13 protein-coding genes and 1 other RNA gene are annotated in these 17,700 nt (G+C 25.8%); 5 read left to right on the top strand and 9 right to left on the bottom strand.

The annotated features are described in order from the left end of the window. The first annotated feature begins 166 nt into the window (after positions 1-166). Genes nusA through aspS form a run of 3 tightly spaced genes read left to right on the top strand, consistent with a single transcriptional unit; the run spans position 167 to position 5,848 of the window. Entirely contained in the window at positions 167-1,423 is a 1,257-nt protein-coding gene (nusA, locus tag DM815_RS00070) for a transcription termination factor NusA (protein WP_110509342.1), read from the top strand. Between the two features lie 38 nt (positions 1,424-1,461). Next, the gene (infB, locus tag DM815_RS00065) at positions 1,462-4,119 is read left to right on the top strand and encodes a translation initiation factor IF-2 (RefSeq protein ID WP_110508387.1); all 2,658 of its coding nucleotides are present in this window, start codon (positions 1,462-1,464) and stop codon (positions 4,117-4,119) included. Between the two features lies 1 nt (position 4,120). Next, entirely contained in the window at positions 4,121-5,848 is a 1,728-nt protein-coding gene (aspS, locus tag DM815_RS00060) for an aspartate--tRNA ligase (RefSeq protein WP_110509340.1), read from the top strand. An 11-nt stretch (positions 5,849-5,859) separates the two neighbouring features. Here aspS and DM815_RS00055 read toward each other — a convergent pair whose 3' ends face one another. Further along, positions 5,860-6,351: an inorganic diphosphatase gene (locus DM815_RS00055; RefSeq protein WP_110509338.1), complete on the bottom strand. Its 492-nt coding sequence runs from the start codon at positions 6,349-6,351 to the stop codon at positions 5,860-5,862. After that, positions 6,348-7,544: a dihydrolipoamide acetyltransferase family protein gene (locus tag DM815_RS00050; RefSeq protein ID WP_110508385.1), complete on the bottom strand. Its 1,197-nt coding sequence runs from the start codon at positions 7,542-7,544 to the stop codon at positions 6,348-6,350. The genes DM815_RS00055 and DM815_RS00050 overlap by 4 nt, the downstream gene beginning before the upstream one ends. 62 nt (positions 7,545-7,606) lie before the next feature. Between DM815_RS00050 and DM815_RS00045 the strand changes: the two genes are divergently transcribed. After that, positions 7,607-9,142, top strand: a complete 1,536-nt coding sequence (locus DM815_RS00045) for an NAD(P)H-hydrate dehydratase (protein ID WP_110508383.1) — start codon at positions 7,607-7,609, stop codon at positions 9,140-9,142. 4 nt (positions 9,143-9,146) lie between these two features. On the opposite strand, the gene lnt is transcribed toward DM815_RS00045, so the two are convergent. Then, a complete protein-coding gene (lnt, locus tag DM815_RS00040; RefSeq protein ID WP_110508381.1) occupies positions 9,147-10,850 on the bottom strand; it encodes an apolipoprotein N-acyltransferase in 1,704 nt (567 codons plus the stop codon). A gap of 27 nt (positions 10,851-10,877) precedes the next feature. Then, positions 10,878-11,275, bottom strand: a transfer-messenger RNA (tmRNA) gene (gene ssrA, locus DM815_RS00035). 16 nt (positions 11,276-11,291) lie between these two features. Here ssrA and DM815_RS00030 point away from each other — a divergent pair. Beyond that, positions 11,292-12,143 carry a YitT family protein gene (locus DM815_RS00030; RefSeq protein WP_110508379.1) on the top strand — a complete coding sequence of 284 codons (852 nt, stop codon included), beginning with the start codon at positions 11,292-11,294 and terminating at the stop codon, positions 12,141-12,143. A 28-nt stretch (positions 12,144-12,171) separates the two neighbouring features. Here DM815_RS00030 and rodA read toward each other — a convergent pair whose 3' ends face one another. From rodA to DM815_RS00005, 5 genes are all read right to left on the bottom strand, one after another. Then, positions 12,172-13,413 carry a rod shape-determining protein RodA gene (gene rodA / locus DM815_RS00025; RefSeq protein ID WP_110508377.1) on the bottom strand — a complete coding sequence of 414 codons (1,242 nt, stop codon included), beginning with the start codon at positions 13,411-13,413 and terminating at the stop codon, positions 12,172-12,174. After that, the gene (gene mrdA / locus DM815_RS00020) at positions 13,397-15,307 is read right to left on the bottom strand and encodes a penicillin-binding protein 2 (RefSeq protein ID WP_110508375.1); all 1,911 of its coding nucleotides are present in this window, start codon (positions 15,305-15,307) and stop codon (positions 13,397-13,399) included. The genes rodA and mrdA overlap by 17 nt, the downstream gene beginning before the upstream one ends. After that, positions 15,304-15,654 (bottom strand): hypothetical protein, encoded by a 351-nt coding sequence (locus DM815_RS00015; RefSeq protein WP_235610007.1) that lies wholly within the window; start codon positions 15,652-15,654, stop codon positions 15,304-15,306. Before DM815_RS00015 ends, mrdA begins: the two co-directional genes overlap by 4 nt. Positions 15,655-15,818: 164 nt before the next feature. Further along, positions 15,819-16,643: a rod shape-determining protein MreC gene (gene mreC, locus DM815_RS00010; protein WP_110508371.1), complete on the bottom strand. Its 825-nt coding sequence runs from the start codon at positions 16,641-16,643 to the stop codon at positions 15,819-15,821. Positions 16,644-16,662: 19 nt separating this feature from the next. Beyond that, positions 16,663-17,700 (bottom strand): rod shape-determining protein, encoded by a 1,038-nt coding sequence (locus DM815_RS00005; protein ID WP_110508369.1) that lies wholly within the window; start codon positions 17,698-17,700, stop codon positions 16,663-16,665.

Genomic DNA, 17,700 nt, shown 5'->3' with positions numbered 1-17,700 from the left:
ATATAGATAAAACTCTCTATTATTCAGATTAACTTAGCATAAGTTATTTTCAATAATTTTATCCTTTCTTGGTATATTGAAGAATATAATAGATATTGAATTACGTTATAAAATTATAAAAGATAAAAGATAAAAAATTTTGATTCAATTTTTAAATTTAAAAATTATGGATAATGAAGCTTTAATAGATTCTTTTTCAGATTTTAAATATGAAAAAAACATAGATAGAGTAAGTTTAATGGCCATATTAGAAGAATCTATACGATGTGTATTAAAAAAAAAATATGATTCTTCTAAAAATTATGACATTATTGTGAATCCAGATCAAGGAGATTTAGAAATTTGGAGAAACCGTATAGTAGTTCAAGATGAGACGGTGAAAGATCCAAATAAGGAAATAGAATTATCTACAGCACGTAAAATAGAAATGGATTTTGAAATCGGAGAAGAAGTAACGGAAAAAGTAGAACTGAAATCTCTCGGAAGAAGAGCCATTTTATCTTTAAGACAAAATTTACTTTCAAAAATAAATGAATATGATAATACCAATACCTATAAAAAAATTAAAAGTAAAATAGGAGAAATTATTAATGTAGAAGTATATCATATTTTACCTAAACAAATTATAATGAAAGATGAGGAACAAAATGAAATGGTTCTACCTAAACAAGAACAAATTCCAAATGATTTTTTTCGTAAAGGGGATCCAGTTAAAGTATTGGTAAAAAAAGTAGATTGGAAAGATAGCAAACCTTTTGCAATTTTGACCAGAAAAGACGAAGCCTTTTTAGAAGAACTTTTTAAGTTGGAAATCCCAGAAGTATCTGAAGGATTAATTACAGTGAAAAAAGTGGCACGGATTCCAGGAGAAAAAGCTAAAGTTTCCGTAGAATCTTATGATGACCGTATAGATCCTGTTGGAGCTTGTGTAGGGATGAAAGGATCTAGAATTCATCCTATTGTTAGAGAATTAAAAAACGAAAATATAGATGTTATTAATTATACTGAAAATATACAATTGTATATAACAAGAGCTTTAAGTCCTTCTAAAATATCCATGATGGAAGTCAATGAGGAACAAAAATATGTAAATGTATATGTAAAATTAGAAGAAATATCTAAAGCTATTGGTAGAGGAGGACAAAATATACGATTAGCCAGCCAATTAACTGGATATAAAATTCATATATTTAGGGATTTTCCTTATGAAGATGATGTAGAATTAACGGAATTTTCTGATGAGATAGAACCAGAAGTTCTTGAAAAATTTCATCAAGTTGGTTTAAATACCGCAAAATCTATTTTAAATTATAGAAATAACGATCTAAGTAAAAGAACTAATCTTGAAGAAAAAATTATAAAGAAAGTAATTTCCATTCTAAAAAAAGAATTTGAAGAAGAATTAAATAATATAAATACCTAATTTTTTATAGCTAAATAATTTTTATCTTTATTTTTATTATGACTGATAAAATCAGATTAAAAAACGTATTGACTAAATTCAATATTTCCTTACAAAGAGTTGTTAATTTTTTGCATCAAAAAGGAATTGAAATAGAAAATAATCCCAATGCAAAAATAGAAGAAAAAGTATACAAATTTCTTGTACGAGAATTTAAACCCTATAAAGAAATACGAGATGCTTCCGAAAAAGTTTTTTTGCAAAAAAAAATAGAGAAAGAGAAAATAAAAGAAGAATTACTAAAATCAAAATACTCTCCTAAAATTATTCGTGCAAAATCAGAAAATTTAATTGGTTTTAAAAAAATAGGAAAAATAAATATAGATACACTAGAAAAAAAACATGGAAAAAAAGAATTTTTTACAGAAAAAAAAAAGGATTCCCATAAAAAATATTATAATACAAAAATTGGAGAAATAGATAAGAAACCAGATTCTTTTTATAAATCCATTCAGAATAAAGATAAAAAACCTGAACATATAGATACTATCTATCAAAAATTAGATGGAGTTATGTTAACAGGAGATAGGATTGATTTATCTCAATTTGAAAAAAAAAGAATAAGACAGGAAGATAAAACTAAAAAAAAACGAAAAAGAATTAAAAAAGAAATTTTTGTCGAAGATATAAAAAATATTCCTGTAAAGAAAAAACAGGAAAAAGAAAGAAAAAATTATTTAAAACATTCTTCTTACAAAAAGATTGAAAAATCAAAAAATAAAAAACATTCACAAAAATCAGGAATTACAAACGATCAAATTGAGAAACAAATCAAAGAAACTTTAGAAAAACTTTCTTCGAAAGGGATAAAATCAAAAGCTTCAAAAATTAGAAAAGAAAAACGTCAATATAAAAAAGAAAAAAGAATTCTTCAAAATGAAATAGAAAGTGAAAAACAAGAAAAAACGCTTAAAATAGCAGAATTTACAACTGTAAATGAGTTAGCATCTATGATGAACGTAAATGCAACAGATGTAATTATATCTTGTATGTCCTTAGGAATTATGGTTACTATGAATCAACGATTAGATGCAGAAATAATAACACTCGTAACAGATGAATTTGGATATAATGTAGAATTTGTAGGATTGGATTTAGAAGAAGCAATTCAAGATGATAAAGATTTAGAAGAAAATTTAAAACCTAGACCTCCTATTATTACTGTAATGGGGCATGTAGATCATGGAAAAACCTCTTTATTGGATCATATTAGAAATACTAATGTAATTGCTGGAGAGTCTGGTGGAATTACTCAACATATAGCTGCTTATAGTGTAGAATGTTCTAATAATAATAGCATTACTTTTTTAGATACTCCAGGACATGAAGCCTTTACAGCTATGCGTGCAAGAGGAGCGCAAATTACAGATATAGCAATTATAGTTATTGCAGGAGATGATCAAGTAATGCCTCAAACAAAAGAAGCTATTAGTCATGCTCAAGCGGCTAATGTACCTATGATATTTGTTTTCAATAAAATGGATAAACAAAATGCAAAATCTGATAAAATTAGAGAACAATTAGCTAATTTAAATTTCTTAGTGGAAGAATGGGGGGGAAAATATCCATCTCAAGAAATATCCGCAAAATTAGGAACTGGAGTGGATAAATTATTGGAAAAAGTTCTTTTATTAGCAGAATTTTTAGATTTAAAATCAAATCCAAATAAACCTGCTGTAGGAACCGTCATAGAAGCTTCTTTAGATAAAGGAAGAGGATATATAACCACTATTCTTTTACAAGGTGGAACACTAAAAGTAGGGGATTATGTATTAGCAGGAATTAATCATGGAAAAGTAAAAAATATTTTAGATGAACGTGGAAAATCTATTCATTCAGCAGGACCATCCCAACCTATAACCATACTAGGATTAAATGGAGCGCCTACCGCTGGGGATAAATTTAAAGTTTTTAAAGATGAAAAAGAAGCAAAACAACTAGCTTCCAGAAGAGAACAATTACAAAGAGAACAAAATATAAGAGCTCAAAAGCATCTAACATTAGATGAAATTGGAAGACGTATAGCATTAGGAGATTTTAAAGAATTAAAAATAATTCTTAAGGGGGATGTAGATGGTTCTGTAGAAGCTATTGCTGATTCACTCCAAAAACTATCTACAAATACAATTATGGTGAATATTATCTATAAAGGAGTAGGACAAATTACAGAATCTGATGTATTATTGGCAAGTGCTTCGGATGCAGTTATAATAGGATTTAATGTTCGTCCAAATAATGGATCCAAAAATATCGCAAAAAAAGAAGATATAGAAATACGGACTTATTCAATCATATACAATATTATTAATGATATTCAAGAAGCTATGGATGGAATGTTATCCCCTGAAATAAGAGAAAAAATATTAGGGAATGCAGAAATAAGAGAAATTTTTAAAATTTCAAAAACTGGAAATATAGCTGGATGCATGGTAATAGAAGGAAAATTATTACGTCAAGGAAAAGTAAGATTAATTAGAGAAGGAATAGTTATATTTCAAAATGGAGAATTTACTTCTTTAAAACGTTTTAAAGAAGATGTAAAAGAAGTATCTAAAGGTTATGAATGTGGTTTAGGAATCAAAGATTATCATAGTATTAGAAATGGAGATATTGTTGAGGTTTATGAAGAATTTTCTACTAATAATAAAAAAAGTTGATATGCTTTACCGAACACATAATTGCGGAGAATTATGTAAAAAAGATATTGGAAAAAAAGTAGTTTTGTCTGGATGGATTCAAAAAATAAGAAATTTAGGATCCTTAATTTTTATAGATATCAGAGATTATTTTGGAATAATACAACTTGTTTTTTCAAAAAATTTAACAAAAAAGGTTTTTGATTTAGGAAAAGAATTTATCATTAAAGTTAATGGAAAAGTAGTAAAAAGACAATCTATAAATTGTAATATACCTACAGGAGAAATAGAAATTTTAGTTTCTAAACTAGACATATTGAATCCATCCATTATACCCCCTTTTATTATAGAAGATAAAACAGATGGAGATGAAGAATCTCGTATGAGATATAGATATCTTGATATACGAAGAAATCCTATAAAAAATAATTTGATATTTCGTCATCGTATCTCTCTAGAGATCCGAAACTTTCTTTCTAAAAATGGATTTATAGAAATAGAAACTCCTGTATTGATAAACCATACTCCAGAAGGAGCCAGAAGTTTTGTAGTCCCTTCTAGAATCCATTCCGGTAAATTCTATTCTTTACCTCAATCTCCTCAATTATTCAAACAATTATTGATGATAGGAGGAATAGATAAATATTTTCAAATTGTAAAATGTTTCCGAGATGAAGATTCTCGTTCTGATCGTCAAATTGAATTTACACAAATAGATTGTGAAATGGCCTTTGTAGAGGTTAATGAAATACTACTTTTTTTTGAATATTTCATTAAATATCTATTCAAAAAAATAAAAAATATTCAATTAGATCCTTTTACTTGTATTACTTATTCTGATGCAATGACAAGGTATGGGACAGAAAATCCTGACCTACGTTTTGTAATAAAATTTTTGGATATAAATGATTTTATTCCAAAAAAAGAATTTGAATGTTTTAAAACAAAAAAATTCATAATAGGGATTAACATACTAAAATGCAGTCATTATACATATGATCAAATCCATTCAATAATAGAATCAATTAAAAAATCAAAAGTAGAAGATCAAGAAATTTTTTGGATAAAAATTTTTCCTGATAAAACATTTCTTTCTTCAAAAGAAAAATTATTTACCAAAGAAAATATGGTGAAAATTATAAAAAATATTGATTCTAATCCTGGTGATTTATTATTTCTTCTTTTTGGAAAAAAAATAAAAACAAAAACTCAACTTAATAAGTTACGTATAGAGATATCAAATTGCTTAAATATTCTAAAAAATTATCAAATATTCAAACCTGTATGGATTATAGATTCCCCTCTTTTAGAGTGGAATGAGGAATTTAAAAGATATAGATCTTACCATCATCCTTTTACTAGTCCAAAAAAAGAAGATATTCATTTATTAGAAAAATTTCCAGGTAATATTCGTTCCAAATCCTACGATTTAATTATTAATGGAGTGGAAATAGGTGGTGGATCTATACGTATTCATGATAAAAGTATACAAAACTTAATTTTCAAACATTTAGGATTATCCATAAAAGAAATAAAGTCAAAATTTGGATTTTTAATTAAGGCTCTTGAATATGGGGCCCCTCCTCATGGTGGAATTGCATTTGGATTAGATAGATTATCATCTATTTTGGGAGGAAAAGGGAATATAAAAGATTTCATTGCTTTTCCAAAAAACAATTCTGGAAAAGATGTTATGGTTAACTCTCCTACTTTTTTAAAGAAAGAAAAATTAAAAGAATTAAATCTATAGAAAAATATAAATTAGTTTTTATGATTTTTATATCTTAAATAAGATTCTTTATAAACAGAAATTGCTATATCTTTATTTTTCCAATCACCTATTATCACTTTCTTATTTTCTAAATCTTTATATACTAGAAAAAAATGTTCAATTTCTTTTTTAGCATGAAAAGAAATTTCATCAATATCGTTAATTATATTATAATTTGGATCTGAAATAGGAACAGAAATAATTTTTTCGTCTTCTCCATTTTCATCATTCATAAAAAAAACACCAATTGGTTTTACTGTAATTAAACATCCTGGAATAGTTGGTTCTGTTAAAAAAACCAAAACATCTAATGGATCACCATCTTTTGAAAGGGTTTTTGGAATGAATCCATAATCTGTTGGATAACTCATAGGAGAATATAAAACCCTATCTAATCGAATGGAATTATTTTTTTTATCAAATTCATATTTATTTCTACTCCCTTTAGGGATTTCTATGAATGCATCAAAATTTACTTTCATATTATTCTTGTATAACATTTAAATTTTTCTAAATATAAGGCTACTTTTTTAGCAAAGCCTCCACCAAGTACTCCATCTATTACACGATGATCATAAGAATGAGATAAATAAATCTTATGTCTTATCCCAATAAAATCTCCTTCTGGGGTTTCTATAACAGACAATTTTTTTTGGATTAATCCTATTCCCATAATAGCAACTTGAGGTTGATGTATAATAGGAGTTCCAAATAGATTTCCAAAACTCCCTATATTACTAATGGTATATGTACCTCCTTTAGTTTCTTCAGGTTTTAATTGATTAGATTTAGTTCTTTTTATTAAATCATTAATAATTTTTATTAACCCTCCCAAACTATAGGAATCTGCATTTTTAATAACCGGAACAATGAGATTACCATTAGGTAATGCTGTTGCTAATCCTATATGAATATTTCTTTTTTTTATAATATTAGTTCCATTAACAGATATATTTATCATAGGATAATCTTTTATAGCTTTAACTACACATTCTACAAATACAGACATTAAAGTTAATTTTTCTCCTGTATTTTTATGAAAAATATCCTTCATTTTATCTCTCCATTTTACGATATTTGTAACATCGGCTTCTACAAAAGATGTTACATGAGCAGATATCTTTTTACTGGAAATCATATGAGATGAAGTTATTTTACGAATTCTATCCATTTCTACTATGGTTTCAGTTTCATCTTGTTTACTCTTATTTATCATAAAACCAGTAGAAGATAAAATAGAATCCTTTTTCCTAATTATTCTCTTTTCTTTTTTATTTCTAATATATTTTAAAATATCCTTTTTAGTAATTCTTCCTTTTTTTCCAGTTCCTTCTATAGATTCTAATTCATAGAAACTAATTCCTTCTTTTTTAGAAATAGTACGTACAAAAGGAGAATAAAATCGTATACTTTTTTCTGTACAAGTTTCTTTTTCTTCTATTTCCAAAATAGCTATAGAACTTCCTACCTTAGCTACTTCATTTGAAGAAAATAATTTTTTTTTCAATATTCCATTTACTGGAGAAGTAATTTCAGAATCTACTTTATCCGTAGAAATTTCCACTAATAAATCTTCTTTTTTTATATAATCTCCTTCTTTTTTTAACCAACGAATGATAGTAGCCTCAGCTATACTTTCACCCATGGATGGAAGAGTCAAATTATACTCGGCCATCTAAATTAATCGTTTTATATATTATTTTTGCTTAATCAAAAATAACAAATTCATTTTAAAAAATGAAAATTCTTTCGTTAAATCAAATTAAAAAAATAGATCAATATTGTATTGATAACGAAGATATTTCTTCTATAGAGTTAGTAGAAAGATCTGCTAAAAGTTGTTTTAATTGGATTATTCATCATTATCGTAATATTCAAAAAGTTATACTATTAGCAGGAAATGGGAAAAATGGAGGAGATGGACTATCCTTGGCAAGAATGTTATCTCAATATGGAACTGTAATAACGGTATATATTCTTAATATTTCCAATCATTTTTCTCCAGAATTTATCATCAATAAAAATAAAATACTAAAATATGGTGGAATAGAATTGAAAAATATTTATAAAGGAGAAAATTTTCCTATTTTAGACAATAAAAATAGTCTACTTATTGATGCTATTTTTGGGACTGGATTGAACAGACCAATAAAAAAATATTGGAAATCTTTTTTTCATTATATAAATGAAAATAAATTTATCCCCGTTATTTCTATAGATCTTCCATCTGGACTTTTTATGGAAAAAAATCAAAAGGATTTTGAAGGGATTATAAAAGCTACTCATACATTAACTTTTCAAAGTCCTAAATTACCTTTTTTTTTATCAGATTATGCTAAATATATTGGAAAATGGCATTTGTTAAATATCGGATGGAAAGATTCCTACTCAAATGAAATGTGTGTAAAAAATTTTTATGTAGATGATATTTTTATTAAATCCATATATAAAAAAAGGAAAAAATTTTCTCATAAAGGAAATTATGGTCATGGACTACTTGTTGGAGGATATTATGGAATGATTGGATCTATGGCTCTTTCTGCAAAAGCAAGTTTTCGAATTGGTATTGGAAAATTGAGTGTATATGTACCACGTTGTGGATATCAAATTTTACAAATTCTTATCCCAGAAGCTATTATAAAAACTGATTCCAAAGATAAATTTATCAGTAATATTCCTACTAATATTCATGTAAATGCGATAGGTATAGGAATGGGAATGGGGGAAAAAACTATAACCGCATATGCATTAGAATCTTTCTTTTTAAAGAATAAAGAGAATAAAATACCCATGGTCATAGATGCAGATGCTATAAATATATTATCCAATCAATTAAAAATAATGAATTCTATACCAGAAAAAACTATTCTTACTCCACATCCAAAAGAATTTAGAAGATTATGTGGTCCATGGAAAGATGATTATCAAAAATTAGATTTATTAAAAAATTTTTCTAAAAAATATAAAATTTACATTGTATTAAAAGGAGCACATACCGTTATTTCAACTCCTAATGGAAATCTTTATTTTAATAGCACTGGAAATCCAGGAATGTCTACCGCAGGGAGTGGAGATGTTCTAACTGGAATTATTACAGGTTTATTAGCTCAAGGCTACTCTCCAAAAAAATCTTGTATTATGGGTGTATACTTACATGGTTTAGCAGGAGATATAGCTTCAATAGAAAAAAATGAAGAATCTATAATAGCGGAAGATATTATAAATTATATAGGAAAGTCTTATCAAAAAATGAAAATGTATAAAAAAGAATAAATATTCAAATCTTTTTTTTTATATAAAAACGAAATATTATTGTATAAATGAAAATTATTATTGCTGTTAATAAACTAATCTTAGCCAGATAATCTCCATTTTTTGTATAAAAAGTCTGTTTTCTATTAATGCTAACTTTATCGGATAATATTCCTTTTTTTCCGTAAGGAATAGAAGAAATTATTTCTCCTTTTTCATTAATAAAACAAGATACTCCAGTATTGGAAGATCTAGCTATGTATTTTCTATTTTCAATTGCTCTAAGACGAGCATAATAGAGGTGTTGTTTGTATCCTTGTGATCTCCCCCACCATCCATCATTAGTTATGATAACTATAAAATCTGCATTATTTTTTTTAATAAATTTAGATACGTATTCTCCAAAAATAGATTCATAGCAAATGATGGGGACTACTTTAATTCCAAAATAAGGATGTATAAATATATCAGAAAAAGGATCTTTCGATTTTCCATGTTCCATTACACTTCCACCAAAATTAAGTAAAATATCTCCCAATATAGGAAAAAGAATTTTTTTATAAGGAAAAGTTTCTACAGCTGGTACTAGCTTTGATTTATGATGAACTTTTATATTTCCAGATAAATCAATTTGGATTATAGAATTAAATAGATCCAACCATCGTATACTCTTTTCATTTTCTAAAAAAATGGGAGTAGCCGTTTTACTAATATTCCATTTATAATATAAATCGTATAATTCTACACCTGTAATAAATACTGTTTTTGGATAAAATTTACTGAGATAATTTCTAACTATTGAAATAGTTCTATCTTTTTCTATATTTTCCATAGAAATTTTTTTCCCATATCCAGGAATAGCAGTTTCAGGAGCTATAATAAATGTTTTTTTTCCAAAAGATATTTTTTCATCTATTAATTTTTTCAATCTAAGAATTAATTTATCCGTAGAAATTTTATATTTCTGATAATATGGATCAATATTAGGTTGTAAAATGAAGACCTCTACAGATCCATCTTTTTTTTCTTCATATTTCCAGTATATATAGTTTGAAATAAAAATTAGTAAAAATATTTTTCCTATATTTACAAAAATTTTTTTGTATAAATTGAGTTTATTATTTCTTTTTTGATATTCTATAATAGAATTCATTAATCCTATATTAACGCTCCATATCCATATGCTTCCTCCTAAAGATCCCGTATATTCATACCATTGTATCCATTCTATATGATTAGAAAATCCATTTCCTAAATTCAACCAAGGCCAAGATAATTCCCATTCTAAATGCATTTTCTCAAATGATATCCATACACAAATCAAGAATATATATCCTATTTTTTTATTTTCTACACTTTTTTTTATCCATGAATAAAAAGTAAATACAATGGACATAAATAGAGCATTTAAAAAAACAGGAATTAAATAAGCTTCTAGAGCAAAATTTCCATTAGGTCTCTTTGCATAAGATAACCACCATGTAGAAATAGCATTCCATATTAAAAAAGTAAAAAAAGAAAATATAAAAATGTAAAAGATAATTTTTTTGGAATAAAAAAAAGAATGACTCAAACATTCTTCTATGTATAATAGAGGAATAAAAGCTATGAATAGGAATAGTGGATTTCCATTAGTAGGCCATCCTAATCCCAATAAAATTCCAGAAAGTATACTATAGAAAAAAAATTGTATTTTTTTTCTTTGTATAAAGAATAATTTACAATACAATTCAAAAATAAATAATTTTTGTATAAAAAGTGGAGCTGGCGGGATTTGAACCCGCGTCCAAACAAGTAATATAAAGGAATTCTACATACTTATCCAAAGCTTATTTTTTCAGATTAAAATCGGACTTTGGATCCAAAATAAAATCCTAGATTCCAAAAGTATAATTAAAAAACTTGAGAATCATCCGTTTTCTAATCCTTATATTCTGAGTACCTCTATATCAGGAACTATAAGGAAAAATTCCTGAGAGATATTTTACTTCTGTATCTTACAGATTAAGCTATAATGATATTTCATTAAGCAGCAAAAGCGTATTGTTTTTCGCCATTTATATATTTGTAACGCTGTTTTACGTGTAATACCTTACGTGACACGGTATGCTTCCCTTCATAAATAATCTTGCTGTCTATTCCAAAATCAGCCCCTTTAAAAAAAATTCTAATGAAAGATACAAATTTTTTGAAAAATCTTAAATATCTACTACAAATTTTTTTAGGAATAAACTGTGTGGCCTTTGGATTAGAAAGTTTTCTAATTCCAAATTCTTTTATAGATGGAGGGATAATGGGTATTTCTTTATTGTTAAATATGCTAACTCCATTAAAATTACAATTTTTATTAATTTTTTTGAATTTTCCTTTTATTATTTTAGGATATAAACATATAGGATATGATTTTGCTATCAAAACTTTGATTTCTATGTTTCTATTATCATTAGTTTTAATAACTATTGATTTTCCAATTTTAACAAAAGATAAAATGTTAGCTTCTATTTTTGGAGGTTTTTTTATAGGTTCAGGAATAGGATTAACTATTAGAGGAGGTGGAGTTTTAGATGGAACTGAAGTTTTCGCTATTTATGTAAGTAGAAAAATAAATTATTTTTCTGTAAGTGATATTATCATATTAATTAATATTTCTATTTTTTTAATATCTTCTTTTTATTTATCAATAGAGTCAGCCTTTTATTCAATATTAAGTTATTTAGTAGCCGCTAAAACTATTGATTTTGTTATAGATGGAATAGAAGAATATACAAGTGTTACTATTATAACTGATAAATCAAAGAAAATACATTGGATGATTAAAAAATTGGGATTTGGAGTAACCATTTATAATGGAAAAAGTGGATATAATATGAAAAATTTGAATATTATATATACAATAGTCACTCGCTTAGAAATAAATAAACTTAAAATAGAAATAGAAAAAATAGATTCTAAAGCTTTTGTTATTACACAAAATATCAAAAATACGCAAGGAGGTATGGTAAAAAAAAGACCTTTTCATTAATATGGGGATTTCATATATATATTATATTTCAGATCAAACTGGTTTGATCTGAAGCATCTAATCGAATAAAAATAAATAATAAAACAGTAAAAGACCAAATAGAAGATCCTCCATAACTAAAAAATGGGAAAACAATTCCTATTGTTGGAAATAACCCCATCACCATTCCTAAATTTAGGATAATATGAATAAAAAGAATATTCCCTACAGAATATCCAAAAATTCTTCCAAAAATATCTTTTTGTCTTTCCGATAAAAAATAAATACGACTAATAAACCATAAATAAAATATAATTAAAATAACACTTCCTATAAATCCCCATTCTTCTCCTACAGTACAAAAAATATAATCTGTATGTTGTTCAGGAACAAATTTTCCTTTTGTAATGGTCCCTTTTTGATATCCTTTTCCAAAAAATTTTCCAGAACCAATAGCAGTTTTGGAATATAAAAGATTATATCCTATATTCTCTCTGTACTTTCTATCGAATTCATTCTTAAATAGGATATTAATCCTGTCTTTATGATGTTTTTTCAATAATTTTTGATAAAAAAATGGAGATATAAAAACAAAAGTAGAAAAAATAATAAAGAAAAAAATAGAAAACAATAAATCATTTATGGTTCTTTTTTTTTTTACAAAAAAAATAAGTAAAAAAATAAAAAAAAGAAAGAATACAATAATCCAAGGTGAAATATTTAACGAAAGAACGAATAAAAAAATTAAAAATAATATATAAAATATAAAAAATACAGATAATCCTTCCCTATACAAAGTTAAAATAAATGAGGAAAAAACTATAGAAGAACCTGGATCAGGTTGAAAAAATATTAATAATGTGGGTAATATTACTATTATAGATATATATAATAATGTATTTTTATTTTTTTGAATATCCTCCTGACTCATAATACGAGCTATCATTAAAGATGTAGATATTTTGGATAATTCAGAAGGTTGAAAACTAATAGGACCAAAAACATACCAAGATTTTGATCCATTTATATTTTTACCAAAAAAAAATACACCAATCAAAAGAAATAACGTAAATAAAAAAAAGAATGGAGAAAAATATTTATAATGTATTGGTTTAAATAAAAAAACTATAAATATGAAAATAAAACTTATTATAATCCATATCAATTGTTTTTCCGCTTTTTCATAAGAAACAGAACATAGGTTCATACATCCAAAGAAAATCATGAAAATATAAATTATTACGATATACCAGTCAATATTCCCTAGTAATGTTTTATTTCTTTTTATCAATAGAATCTTTTGTATTTTTTTTATTATAACTATAACTTTTCATTTTTGCTATAGAATCGTATACTATTTTTAATCCTGAAGTCATTATTTTTTTCTCAAGATTTTTTCTATGTACATTATTATTAATATATTTCTCTGCAATAAGACTAGCTATAGGACCAGCCCAACGAGATCCGAATCCTCCATTTTCTATTATAACTGAAATAGCTATTTTAGGATCTTCTACTGGAGCAAATAAAATGAAAACAGAGTGATCAGGAAGAGTAATAGTATTATGATTAATTTTAATAAAATTTTGTGCAGTTCCTGTTTTCCCAGCCATTCTAATATCTGAAGATTTAAAACTTTTTCCAGTTCCAATTGAAAAAACTTTTTCCATCCCATGAATAATAAAATCAAAATACTTACTTTTAACTTTAGTATATTTAGCAAAAGTATAATTTGAATTAGAAATAGGTTGATGATTAATATATTTTACAATATGTGGAGTATAAAAAAAACCTTTATTTGCTATAGCACAAACCATATTAGCTAACTGAATAGGAGTTACATTAATTTCTCCTTGTCCAATACTATTTGAAATAATGGTAAGAGCATTCCATTTGGAATATCCATATTTTTTATTATAATAATCTCCAGAAGGGATTATTCCTTTTTCTCCAGTAGCTAAATCGTTATACAAATAATTTCCAAATCCAAAACTTTTAATAATATCACTCCATTCATTGACACTTTTCGTTAAATTTTTTGGATATTTTTCAATTACACGTTTATAAACTTGTGCAAAATAATTATTACAAGATACAGCAACAGCCGTTTCTATACCTATTGGAAATCCATGAAATCCAGAATGACAATGAATTCTTTTTTTTCCCAATTTAAATCCATTATAGCATATAAAATGAGTATTTGTATTTACTACTCCCATTTGAAGACCTGCTAATTCTGTTAACAATTTAAATGGAGATGCTGGAGGATAACGTGCTTGTGTTGTTCTATCAAATAATGGATAATCTATTGTATTTTTAATTAACCTTTTAAATTCTTTAGAACGATGTATTCCTACAAATAAATTAGGATTATTAATAGGGCTAGATACTAAAGATAATATTTCTCCATTTTTAGGATTTATAGCTACTATACCTCCTTTTTTTTGATACATCAGTTGTTCTGCATAACTTTGTAGTCCCCAATCGATGGTTAAATAAATATCATTTCCGCTAATGGATTTTACATTATTTTTTTTATTATTATAACTTCCTATAATACATCCATTTCTATCTCTAATCCAGTATTTTACTCCTTTTCTTCCCCTTAATATTTTTTCATAAGATTTTTCTACTCCAGCCCATCCTATAAAATCTCCCATTTGATAATAATTCGATTCTTTCTTGATATTTTTTTGATTTACTTCCCCTATATATCCTAAAATATTAGCGGAACTTTCTACTTTATAATCTCTAAGAGAACGTTTAGTCCAATCAAATCCTTTATACTTATAAAGCTTCTCTTGTATAGAAGCGAATTTTTCCTTTGAAATAAAAGGAAGAAAAACAGAAGGTAAATATTTAGAATAAGCTTTTGCTTTATCTAAATTTTTATGAAAAGTATCTTTTTCTATTCCTACAAGATTACAGAATTCTATAATGTTAAAATTTTCATCTATTAACATGGGAACTACTATTAATTCATAAATAGACTTATTAAAAACTAATAAATTATTATTTCTATCAAAAATAGAACCCCTTTCAGGGATAATAATTTCTTGTTTTATAGATGTATTAAAGGCATTTAAAATATACTTTTCAGTATATATTTGTATATAGAATAATCTAATTATAAAAATTAAACCTATAGAACTTAATAAAATATAAAATATATGTAATTTTTTCAATGTTTAATTGTTCTAAAAAAAAAATATACAATACATAAAATTGTTGTAAAAATACTGCTAAATATAGTTTTCAATAAAATAATTTTACTAAAAAAAGAAACCTTAAATACTTCTAACATAAATAATGAAAAATGATGAACAAAAACCAATGAAAATATATAAAGTATTTTCCGAATAAATGGTAACTCGTAAATAGAAAAATCACTTCTTGTTAGAAAATTTTTTCCGTCAAAAAATTGAAGTAATTTTAATCGAAAAAAAGCAGAAAAAGTAGTAGAAAAAGCATGATTCCCTCCAGTATTCATACAATTATCTATAAACCATCCAGTTATAAAAGATAAAAACAAAAATATACATTTATTTCCACGATATGGATATGTTAATACAAAAAGTATATAAATATAAGTATACCATCCAAAAAATATAGGATTTAATATCGATATTTGAATTAAACAAAGAAAAAAAATATAAAAAACATATATGAAAAATTTTCTAATAAAAATAAAATTCATTATTTATGTTCAACTTTATAAAGTTGAATATCGTTCCATTCTTTTTTGAATAAGTTTTTCACAACATAAGCATTTTCTATGGTAGAAAAATTTTCAAAAAGTTTTACTTTTATTACATAATTTGCATCTTTTTCATCGAATCTATAACAAGTAACTCTACCAATCGGTATTCCTTCAGGAAAGGTAGAAGATTTTCCATCTGTTTCTACTATTTCTCCTTTATAAAAAATAGAATGTCTAGGAATATCGTATAAAACAATATATTCATGGTCTATTCCATCCCAACTTACTGTTCCAAAATATTTATTTTTTCTTAATCTAGCATTAACTTTAATTTTTGGATTTAAGAGAGAAATAGCTATACTGAAATGGGGGGAAGTTTTTATAATTATTCCTGCTATTCCATAAGATAATATTATTCCCATATCTGTTTTAATTCCATCTAAACTTCCTTTATTAATAGTTATATAATTTTCTTGTTCATATATACTGTTGTTGATAATTTTTACAGGAGTATAAATATATTGTTGTAAATAATCTATATTCTTTTTTTTAAAATCCCTAGTAAATTTCTTTATTTTAGAGGATATAATAAAATGACGTAATTTTGCATTTTCGTTTATAAGTTTCTCATTTTCAATATCTAAGAAAAAATAATGACGTAATCTATAAATAGATTCATAAATATTTCCAATAATAAAATTGGAAGAACCTATATCAATATTTTGATGAAAATTATTTTTTGAAAAAGAGAGAAAAAGAGCTGTAGATTCTAATAAAATAAATAAAATAAAAAAACGCCATTTTAGAAAAAAATCACGCATAATAATATTTTATATTTCATTATTTCATTAAAAATGTGAATTTATCAATATTTTTCAAAGCAACACCTGTCCCTTTTACTACAGCTCTCAAAGGATCTTCTACTAAAGAAACAGAAAGCCCTGTTTTTTTAGATATTCTTCTATCTAACCCTCTTAAAAGAGAACCTCCACCAGCCATATATATACCCGTTTTGTAAATATCTGCCGCAAGTTCTGGTGGAGTGCTAGAAAGGGTTTCCATAACCGCATCTTCAATCCTTAGAATAGATTTATCAAGTGCAGGAATAGTTTCTTTATAAGAAATATTCATTTCTTTAGGTTTTCCTGTTGGTAAATCTCTTCCTTGTATACGAATATTTTCTGGTGGATTATCAATTGCTTCTATAGCCGCTCCAATGTCTATTTTAATTTTTTCTGCCGTTCTTTCTCCAATATATAAATTATATTTAGTTCTAAGAAAATAGGCTATATCATTAGTGAAAACATCTCCAGCTATTTTAATAGATTTTTGACAAACGATTCCACCTAAAGCTATTACTCCACATTCTGTAGTACCCCCACCAATATCAATAATCATATTTCCTTCAGCTTTGGTTACCGATATTCCAGAACCAATAGCAGCGGCCATAGGTTCCTCAATTAAATAAACGTCTTTTGCATTAAGATGTTGTGCAGAATCTTTTACGGCTCTTTTTTCTACCTCTGTTATTCCGGACGGTATACAAATAACCATAGTTAATGATGGAGTAAAAAATTTTTTATTAATACCAGGAACTTTTTTTATAAATTCTCTTATCATAAGTTCTGCAACTTGATAATCGGCAATGACTCCGTCTTTTAATGGTTTGTATATTTTAATATTATCATGTGTTTTCCCTTGCATTTTTTTTGCTTCTTCTCCTACAGCTAATACTTTTTTAGTTCTTACATCTATAGCTATTATTGAAGGCAAATCTACAATAACTTTATTGTTATGCATGATAAGAGTATTTGCTGTCCCTAAATCTATAGCTATTTCTTGATTAAATAAATTATTTATCAAATCAACTAAACCCAT

It is taken from the genome of Blattabacterium sp. (Cryptocercus kyebangensis) (genome assembly GCF_003226855.1).
In the GTDB taxonomy this organism is placed as follows: Bacteria; Bacteroidota; Bacteroidia; order Flavobacteriales; family Blattabacteriaceae; genus Blattabacterium.
The sequence above is the reverse complement of the archived record's forward strand: the minus strand, read 5'-3'. Positions and strand labels throughout refer to the sequence as shown.

What these genes read in the sequence shown, in the direction of transcription:
- nusA (WP_110509342.1), top strand. Translation starts at nt 167, where the DNA reads ATGGATAATGAAGCTTTAATAGATTCTTTTTCAGATTTTAAATATGAA.
- infB (WP_110508387.1), top strand. Translation starts at nt 1,462, where the DNA reads ATGACTGATAAAATCAGATTAAAAAACGTATTGACTAAATTCAATATT.
- aspS (WP_110509340.1), top strand. Translation starts at nt 4,121, where the DNA reads ATGCTTTACCGAACACATAATTGCGGAGAATTATGTAAAAAAGATATT.
- DM815_RS00055 (WP_110509338.1), bottom strand. Translation starts at nt 6,351, where the DNA reads ATGAAAGTAAATTTTGATGCATTCATAGAAATCCCTAAAGGGAGTAGA.
- DM815_RS00050 (WP_110508385.1), bottom strand. Translation starts at nt 7,544, where the DNA reads ATGGCCGAGTATAATTTGACTCTTCCATCCATGGGTGAAAGTATAGCT.
- DM815_RS00045 (WP_110508383.1), top strand. Translation starts at nt 7,607, where the DNA reads ATGAAAATTCTTTCGTTAAATCAAATTAAAAAAATAGATCAATATTGT.
- DM815_RS00030 (WP_110508379.1), top strand. Translation starts at nt 11,292, where the DNA reads ATGAAAGATACAAATTTTTTGAAAAATCTTAAATATCTACTACAAATT.
- mreC (WP_110508371.1), bottom strand. Translation starts at nt 16,643, where the DNA reads ATGCGTGATTTTTTTCTAAAATGGCGTTTTTTTATTTTATTTATTTTA.
- DM815_RS00005 (WP_110508369.1), bottom strand. Translation starts at nt 17,700, where the DNA reads ATGGGTTTAGTTGATTTGATAAATAATTTATTTAATCAAGAAATAGCT.